This window comes from Mesorhizobium sp. WSM4830, from assembly GCF_055811495.1.
Genome location: NZ_JBVVQI010000068.1, coordinates 1 through 7,263 on the forward strand (window position 1 = coordinate 1; position 7,263 = coordinate 7,263).

9 protein-coding genes and 1 tRNA gene are annotated in these 7,263 nt (G+C 61.4%); 5 read left to right on the forward strand and 5 right to left on the reverse strand.

From position 1 onward, the window contains the following. On the forward strand, positions 1-136 hold a 136-nt coding region (locus tag AC0L2Y_RS34150), incomplete at its 5' end, for a DUF3363 domain-containing protein (RefSeq protein WP_473562281.1). A gap of 75 nt (positions 137-211) precedes the next feature. Here AC0L2Y_RS34150 and AC0L2Y_RS34155 read toward each other — a convergent pair. Beyond that, complete coding sequence (locus AC0L2Y_RS34155) at positions 212-397, reverse strand: helix-turn-helix transcriptional regulator (protein WP_473562282.1); 186 nt, start codon at positions 395-397, stop codon at positions 212-214. A 166-nt stretch (positions 398-563) separates the two neighbouring features. On the opposite strand from AC0L2Y_RS34155, the gene AC0L2Y_RS34160 reads away from it, so the two are divergent. Beyond that, positions 564-1,277, forward strand: a complete 714-nt coding sequence (locus AC0L2Y_RS34160; RefSeq protein ID WP_473562277.1) for a hypothetical protein — start codon at positions 564-566, stop codon at positions 1,275-1,277. 154 nt (positions 1,278-1,431) lie between these two features. On the opposite strand, the gene AC0L2Y_RS34165 is transcribed toward AC0L2Y_RS34160, so the two are convergent. After that, entirely contained in the window at positions 1,432-1,683 is a 252-nt protein-coding gene (locus tag AC0L2Y_RS34165) for a hypothetical protein (RefSeq protein WP_140533520.1), read from the reverse strand. Further along, positions 1,680-2,108, reverse strand: coding sequence for a putative toxin-antitoxin system toxin component, PIN family (locus AC0L2Y_RS34170; RefSeq protein WP_473562278.1), 429 nt, complete (start codon positions 2,106-2,108; stop codon positions 1,680-1,682). Before AC0L2Y_RS34170 ends, AC0L2Y_RS34165 begins: the two co-directional genes overlap by 4 nt. Positions 2,109-2,553: 445 nt before the next feature. Here AC0L2Y_RS34170 and AC0L2Y_RS34175 point away from each other — a divergent pair, with 445 nt between their 5' ends. Next, positions 2,554-4,179, forward strand: coding sequence for a recombinase family protein (locus AC0L2Y_RS34175; protein ID WP_473562283.1), 1,626 nt, complete (start codon positions 2,554-2,556; stop codon positions 4,177-4,179). On the opposite strand, the gene AC0L2Y_RS34180 is transcribed toward AC0L2Y_RS34175, so the two are convergent. Beyond that, positions 4,136-4,212 (reverse strand) — tRNA-Met (locus AC0L2Y_RS34180). The two genes, AC0L2Y_RS34175 and AC0L2Y_RS34180, sit on opposite strands and share 44 nt — an antisense overlap. 236 nt (positions 4,213-4,448) lie before the next feature. Between AC0L2Y_RS34180 and AC0L2Y_RS34185 the strand changes: the two genes are divergently transcribed. Further along, positions 4,449-5,408, forward strand: coding sequence for a Gfo/Idh/MocA family protein (locus AC0L2Y_RS34185; protein WP_473562279.1), 960 nt, complete (start codon positions 4,449-4,451; stop codon positions 5,406-5,408). A 12-nt stretch (positions 5,409-5,420) separates the two neighbouring features. On the opposite strand, the gene mnmA is transcribed toward AC0L2Y_RS34185, so the two are convergent. After that, the gene (mnmA, locus tag AC0L2Y_RS34190; protein WP_473562280.1) at positions 5,421-6,611 is read right to left on the reverse strand and encodes a tRNA 2-thiouridine(34) synthase MnmA; all 1,191 of its coding nucleotides are present in this window, start codon (positions 6,609-6,611) and stop codon (positions 5,421-5,423) included. A gap of 261 nt (positions 6,612-6,872) precedes the next feature. Between mnmA and sciP the strand changes: the two genes are divergently transcribed. Beyond that, a complete protein-coding gene (sciP, locus tag AC0L2Y_RS34195; RefSeq protein ID WP_023679563.1) occupies positions 6,873-7,148 on the forward strand; it encodes a CtrA inhibitor SciP in 276 nt (91 codons plus the stop codon). The last annotated feature ends 115 nt before the right edge of the window (positions 7,149-7,263 follow it).

Genomic DNA, 7,263 nt, shown 5'->3' on the forward strand with positions numbered 1-7,263 from the left:
CGACGGGCTCGGGTTTCAACTGGTGCCGTGGCAGCCCATGCTCGACAAGCGCATCGGCCAGCACATCAGCGGGGTCGTGCAAAGCAGCGGCGGCATCGACTGGAGCTTCGGCAGAAAGCGGGGGTTAGGGTTGTGAGAGCGCCCGTCGGCCGGCACTGTCACCTGTTGTTTTCGTCGGCAACAATTAGCCAAGCGTACTGGCAGACAGGTGTCAGATGGGGCCTCTTAAGCGGATACCATTTTCGGACAAGAACTCGATTCCGGCCCTCTCAAGCGTTTGCCTTATACTTATCAGATTGTTGGCGATCGGGATCCGCGCCCCTCGCTCAAAATCCGCAATCGTCTGTCGAGCAACATTTGCCGCTTTAGCTAATTCGTCTTGGCTCCACCCAAGCATCGCCCGAGCGCCGCGACACTGCTCTATCGTTAGCGCATTTTGCAAGGCTTACAATCCGATTGACGTCAATCAATTTGTATAAGAGGATATTTTCCAAATCGGCCGAGCTGAGCGCTGACACGCTTAGCCCGACCTGACCACAACCAAGCTGTCAGGAGCTCGGATCATGGCTGATTCCGACAATACCACGACTCTGCCTTTCGTCACCCGTAGGCAAGTGCTTGCGGGAGGAATGACCGCGTCCACCGCTTCAATGCTTGAGAAAAGTACTCTTGCCGGCAACGCTACCGCGACGAACATGTCCCTCTTCGACCCAGCGCTGGCGCTTTGTCGGGAATGGCAGACAGCCCACAGGCTGAGCGAGCGGCTTTGCCGCGAGCAACAGCGTCTGGAGACGAGGCTTGTCGAGAGCGTCGGCTTTCCTCGCGCGACCGTCCGCCTGCCCGCGGGTGAGGACGTGACGGTCCACTCGATCGAGATGCTCAATGAAGTACTCGGCAAAGGGCCGGACATGGTGGCTCTCCGCGAGAAGGCCGAAGCTGATTTCGCGGCGCATCAAGCACGCTGGGATGCGGCTGCCGAGGAGAATGGTTACACCGCCGCGCTCAGAGCTGAGCGTGACGCTTGCGACCGGGCACAGGATCTGCTGGAAGCGTTCTCAACGACTCCCGCTACGACCCTCGCCGGTGTAGCGGGCAAGCTCGACGCCGTGTTGCGAGAGGGCGAGGCCTGGGAGGAATGCTCCGAATTCCCATGGCTGCAAATCCGCTCGGCACTCAGCGATTTGATACGCATCGCAGAGCAGATGACGCCGGAACAGGTCTTTAAAGGCGAGCAGCGTCCCAAGCTCTGGCGGGCTGGCTGCTGTTTCAGCGCCTGAAAGACGAAGAAGGAGGCGAGATATGAAGATCCGCCCAACCCAACTTCCAGCTTCGCATCGCGGTGGCGCGTGCCGCGCCAGCCTTGATCGGCAGTTTTCGGTCCGACGGACGCTTCGGACGCACGTGCGATACCGCTCCATTTCTCAGGGAGCGTTAATCCGGCAATTCGTCGCCCTTGATCGGCGCCTTCCCTTTGCCGGCCCGTTTCAGGATGTCCAGCGCCTTTGGGATGTCGGCACGGGCAGCGCGTTCCTGAAAGTAACTTTCCGTGCGCAGCGCCGAAAGCTTCTCGGCGACTGCCACATTAATGAACTGGTTGAGCGGCACGCCTTCGCTCTCCGCCACCTTGCGCGCCTCATCGAGAAGCGAGAGCTGAAGCCGCAGTGCGAAATTGCTTCTCCTCATGTCTTTCTCTCCAATCGTCTCGGCGCCTCGCCCGGCGACAGGACCATGATACCGAAGCGATCGGCCACCTTGCCGAAGTCGCGCAGGTTGAACGTCACGATAGCATCCGCCCGTCCATTTACCGCAGCTTCCAGCAGCATGTCGTCGTCCGGGTCGCGCACGGCGGGCCGCCAGAGGAAGACAAGGCGAACCGGCTCGGCGACGGCCGTCACGGTATCTAGAAACGCGTTCACTTCCTCGGCCGACAGGCCGGAAGCCTCAAGGTGCTCAGGTCTTGTCATGACCGCCTGGTACTCGATCATCAGCGTCACCGAAGCGATGAGCGTCAGCCGGCGATCCAAGGCCGCCACCAACAGTTGGCGCGAGGCGCCAGCGTCACTTCGGATCGCAGCCACCATGGTCGCCGTATCGAAAAGCAGTCTCATGCAGGCATATTGGATATCGCGTGCGATATTGCTAGAGAGCGCAGAGCTTTTGGTAATAGTCCGGCTTCGAATTTCCCAAATCGCAGCGCGCAAGTATTTTCACGCCACACTACGACCGCGCGGCAACTGAACTTGTCTTGCCGATCATCACGCCGCTCAATGCCCTTGATCTACACAGAACAGCGGGCATGCCATGGTGGACGAGGCCAAACCTGGGAACGACAGCGCAAGCCATGATTACAGGGCTGACATGTCGGCACGAGACATGGCTGAACGAGCCGTCCTGTCGATCGCCCGTTTGTTGGGTCGGCGGGTTGCTCGGGAGCATTTTGAACAATTGCATGCGGCCAATGACAACAAAGTTCATCCTCTTGAGAAAAGACCGTCAGAATGGGAGGATGGGGACGGCGGCGGACATTAGCAGACAGAGGCAGAGGAGCGATCCATGACCCGTGTCGCGCTGTATGCTCGTTACTCATCCGACAACCAGCGCGAAGCCTCTATCGAGGATCAGCTGCGGCTTTGCCGAGAGCACGCGGACAGGGAGAAATGGACTGTCGTTGGGACCTATGCCGATGCCGCCGTGTCCGGTGCAAGCATCATCCGCCGACCAGACATCCAGCGGCTTCTAGCCGATGCTCAAAGCGGGCAATTCGAGATCGTTCTAGCCGAGGCACTCGATCGCTTGTCACGCGACCAGGAGGACGTAGCCGGCCTCTTCAAGCGACTGCGCTTTGCCGGTGTCAGGATCGTCACTCTCTCGGAGGGTGCTGTAGACGAACTGCACGTCGGCCTGAAAGGAACGATGAACGCGTTGTTCCTGCGCGATCTTGCCGCCAAAATCAGGCGGGGCCAAAGCGGCCGCATATTGAACGGCTACAACGCCGGCGGCCTCTCCTACGGCTATCGCGTGGTCAAAAAGCTCGATGAACGCGGCGAACCTATCCGCGGTCTGCGCGAGATCGATGAGGATCAAGCCGAGGTCGTGCGTCGGATTTTTCTGGAGTTCGCGGCTGGCAAATCGGCACGTACGATAGCCGCAGGCCTCAACAAGGAAGGTATCCCATCACCGTTTGGCGGTGCGTGGGGCGCCTCGACCATAAATGGCAATCTCAAGCGGCGAAGCGGCTTTCTCTATAACGAAGCCTATATCGGGCTGCTCGTCTTCAATCGTCTCCAAATGCGCAAGGATCCCGAGACTGGGAAGCGCATCTCGCGACCGAATCCGCCGGAAGCCTGGCAGGTCGTTGAAGTGCCGCATCTGCGTATCATCGACGATGAGCTGTGGGATACGGTGCAAGCCCGCAAGAAGCTCTATGGAGGCATGAAACTCCATCACCGCCGACGGCCGAAGCACATGTTCTCGGGGCTTGTGCGGTGCGGCTGCTGTAGCGCTTCCTATACGGTGAAGAACAGCGACCAGCTTGCTTGCGCCGCCCACCGTGAGAAAGGCACTTGTACCAATAACAGGACGATCCGTGTTGGCGAGCTTGAGAAGCGTGTGCTTGAAGGCATCCAGCGGCGCTTGCTGGCGCCAGATGCCACTGCGGGCTTCCTTGCTGAATATCATGCCGAGCATAAGCGACTGAACGCCATGAACCGCGAACGGCAAAGGGAAGTCGAAAGGCGGCATGCCGGCATCGACAGGCAGATCGTTAACATCGTCGATGCTATCGCTGACGGTGTCGCGACGACCAGCATGAAATCGAAGCTACTGGCCCTCGAGCGCGAAAAGGAGAATCTGGCCCGAGAGCTTCAGGCGATGGCGGCCGCAGAAAGCATTGTGGAGTTTCATCCGGCAGCGGTGACGGTTTACCGTCGGCAAGTATCCGAGCTCCAGGACGCGTTGCAGTCCGATGAGCGTGAGCGGCACGAGGCGGCGAAGATCATCCGCTCACTGGTCACGGGGATCGAGGTCATTCCGACGGAGGGTCGGGGACAGGTTGAGCTGAAAGTCCGCGGTGCGCTGGCGGAGCTTCTCAGCCTGCCAAATCGCAAGCCGGGAGAGGCGCCCAACGCTGCAGTGATGGTAGCGGGAGAGGGACTTGAACCCCCGACCCCAGGATTATGATTCCCGTGCTCTAACCAACTGAGCTACCCCGCCAGGGCGGCGAAGGCCCGAAATCCAGCTTAAATCGGCAGGCATATCGGCGCATTCGCCAAGGTCGCGCGGATATAAGGTTGCGAGGCCAAGCCTGTCAAGCATCGAAGTGGCTGCCGCGCCGGCATATTGCTGGCGCCTAAAGCTTTGCCGGGCAGACATTTGGGCGCACAGGCCGGGGTTGAGTTCAGCGAGGCACGTCGCTATGTCTCGGCCACGAAAGCCATGGTCAAGAATTGATGAAACCGCGCATTGCAGTCCTCGGTTGCGGATACTGGGGCAGCAACCACATCCGCACCCTCAAGGCGCTCGGCGCGCTGCATGCGGTTTCGGACGTCAATCCGGCGCGTGCGGAGGGTTTTGCCAGCGAGCAGGATTGCCTGGCGATCGAGCCAGAGGCGCTGTTTGCCCGCGACGATGTCGATGCCATTGTCATGGCGCTGCCGCCGCAGTTCCATGCCGACATGGCGGTGCGCGCCGTGCTCGGCGGCAAGGACGTTCTGGTGGAGAAGCCGATCGCGCTGACGGTGGCCGATGCCGAGCGCTCGGTGCAGACGGCCGCCGACAATGCTCGTGTCTTCATGGTCGGCCACGTGCTGCGCTTCCATCCCGCCTTCGAGACGCTGAAGGCGCTGATCGACAATGGCGAGCTAGGCGAGGTCCGCTACATCCACTCGCATCGGCTCGGCCTCGGCAAGTTCCACACCGAAAACGACGCGTTGTGGGATCTGGCGCCGCATGATCTGTCGATGATCCTGGCCATCACCGGCACCGAGCCGGTCGAGGTGCGTGGCGAAGGCGCTGCTCTTCTCGACAATCTCAGCGATTTTGCGCATCTGCACATGCGCTTTCCCAACGGCCTGCGCGGCCATCTGTTTGCCTCGCGGCTCAACCCTTACCGCGAACGGCGGCTGACCGTTGTCGGCACCAAGGCGATGGCGGTGTTTGACGACGTCGAGCCGTGGGAGCGCAAGCTTGCCGTCTACCGCCACGCGGTCTGGCAGGACAGCGGCCAATGGGCGTTCACCGCCAACGAGCCGTCCTATGTGGCGGTCGGCGAGGGCATGCCGCTGACGCGCGAGCTGGAGCATTTCATCCACTGCATCGAAACGCGGGCCGAACCGCGCACCAGCGGCGAGGAAGCCATCAGGGTGCTGCGCATCCTGACCGCCGGCACCGTCGCCCATACAAGGTCCTAAGCGAAACGCCGCCTATTCGGCGGGAACCCGCGCCGGCTGGACGGCCAGCCGCGTCAGCATCGCCTCGGCTTCGGCACCGCGCTCGGAGCGCTCGATGAAGCCGCCGCCGAACACACGCGCCTCGTTGCCATCGTCGGAATAGAGCACGCAAGCCTGTCCGGGCGCGATGCCGGATTCGCCGTCGACCAGCTCCACCGAAGTGACGCCGGCGCGGTGATGCAGCACGGCTGGGCGCGGCGGCCGCGTCGAGCGCACCTTGGCAAAAAGCTCAAGCCCGGTCGCCGGGATAGCTGTCAGCGGGCCATCGCCCAGCCAGTTCATGTTGCGCAAGAAGATCTTGTGGGTCTCCAGCGCCTCGCGCGGGCCGACCACGACACGGGCCCGGTCGGCGTCGAGATGAACGACGTAGAGCGGCTCGCCCGAGGCGATGCCGATGCCGCGGCGCTGACCGACGGTGTAGCGCAAAATGCCCTCGTGGCGGCCAAGCACGCGCCCGTCTATATGGACGATGTCGCCCGGATTGGCGGCAGCGGGCTTCAGCTTGGCGATGATGTCGGAATATTTGCCCTGCGGCACGAAGCAGATATCCTGGCTGTCCTGCTTGGCGGCGACTGTCAGTCCCATCTCCTCGGCGATGGCGCGAACCTCAGGCTTCGACAGGCCGCCGAGCGGAAAGCGCAGATAGTCGATCTGCGCCTGGGTGGTGGCGAACAGGAAGTAGCTCTGGTCGCGGTCGGCGTCGACCGGCCGGTAAAGCGCGCGGTGGGCGCCATTGGCGCCGGAACGGATGTAGTGGCCGGTGGCCAGCGCGTCGGCGCCGAGTTCCTTGGCGGTCGCAAGCAGGTCGGCGAACTTCACCGTCTGATTGCAGGAAACGCAAGGGATCGGCGTTTCGCCGGCGACATAGCTCTCGGCGAACGGGTCGATCACCGCCTTGCGGAAGCGCTCCTCGTAATCGAGGACATAGTGCGGGATGCCGAGCGTCTCGGAGACGCGACGGGCATCGTCGATGTCCTGGCCGGCGCAGCATGAGCCGGCCCGATGCGTTGCCGCGCCGTGGTCATAAAGCTGCAGCGTAACGCCGACGACGTCGTAGCCCTCGCGCTTCACGAGACCGGCAACGACCGACGAATCGACACCGCCCGACATGGCGACGACGACGCGGGTGTTTTCGGGGCGTCCGGGAAGGTCGAGGCTGTTCATGGTTCTTTCGTTCTGCGCGGCGCTTCAATGCCAATGGCCGGAATATAGGTCAAGCGTCTCGGCTGCGCCAGCTTTGCCGGGGCGGCTCATTTTTCCTGCCGGGTTCAACGCGCTTGCCGGCAGATGTTTCAAATGCCGATGAAAAGGCTAACGCCGCGTTCATGATCCTTACCTAACCATTAGGGTCTGCTTAGGCAAATTTTAAAGCTGTGGCGGTAATGTGGTGGGGATTGGGTCTTTGAGTTTTTTGTAGAGAGTACGATGACCGATCTAATTAGACCGCGAGTCAAATATGTTATCGGGCCAGACGGCAGCCCACTTACCATCGCCGATCTGCCGCCGACAAACACACGTCGCTGGGTTATCCGGCGCAAGGCGGAAGTTGTGGCGGCGGTGCGTGGCGGGCTTTTGAGCCTCGAAGAGGCGTGCCAGCGCTACAAGCTCACCACCGAGGAATTCCTGTCCTGGCAGGCGTCGATCGACGAATATGGCCTTGCCGGCCTGCGCACCACGCGCATTCAGCAATACCGGCATTAGATCGGTCCAAGCAGTGATAGAGGGCGCGGTCGGCGCCCTTTTGTTGTGTGCCGAGCATGATCGACAGCTTGGAGGTGCAAGTCCTCTACCCAGCCTGATGACGGCGAAGGGTTAG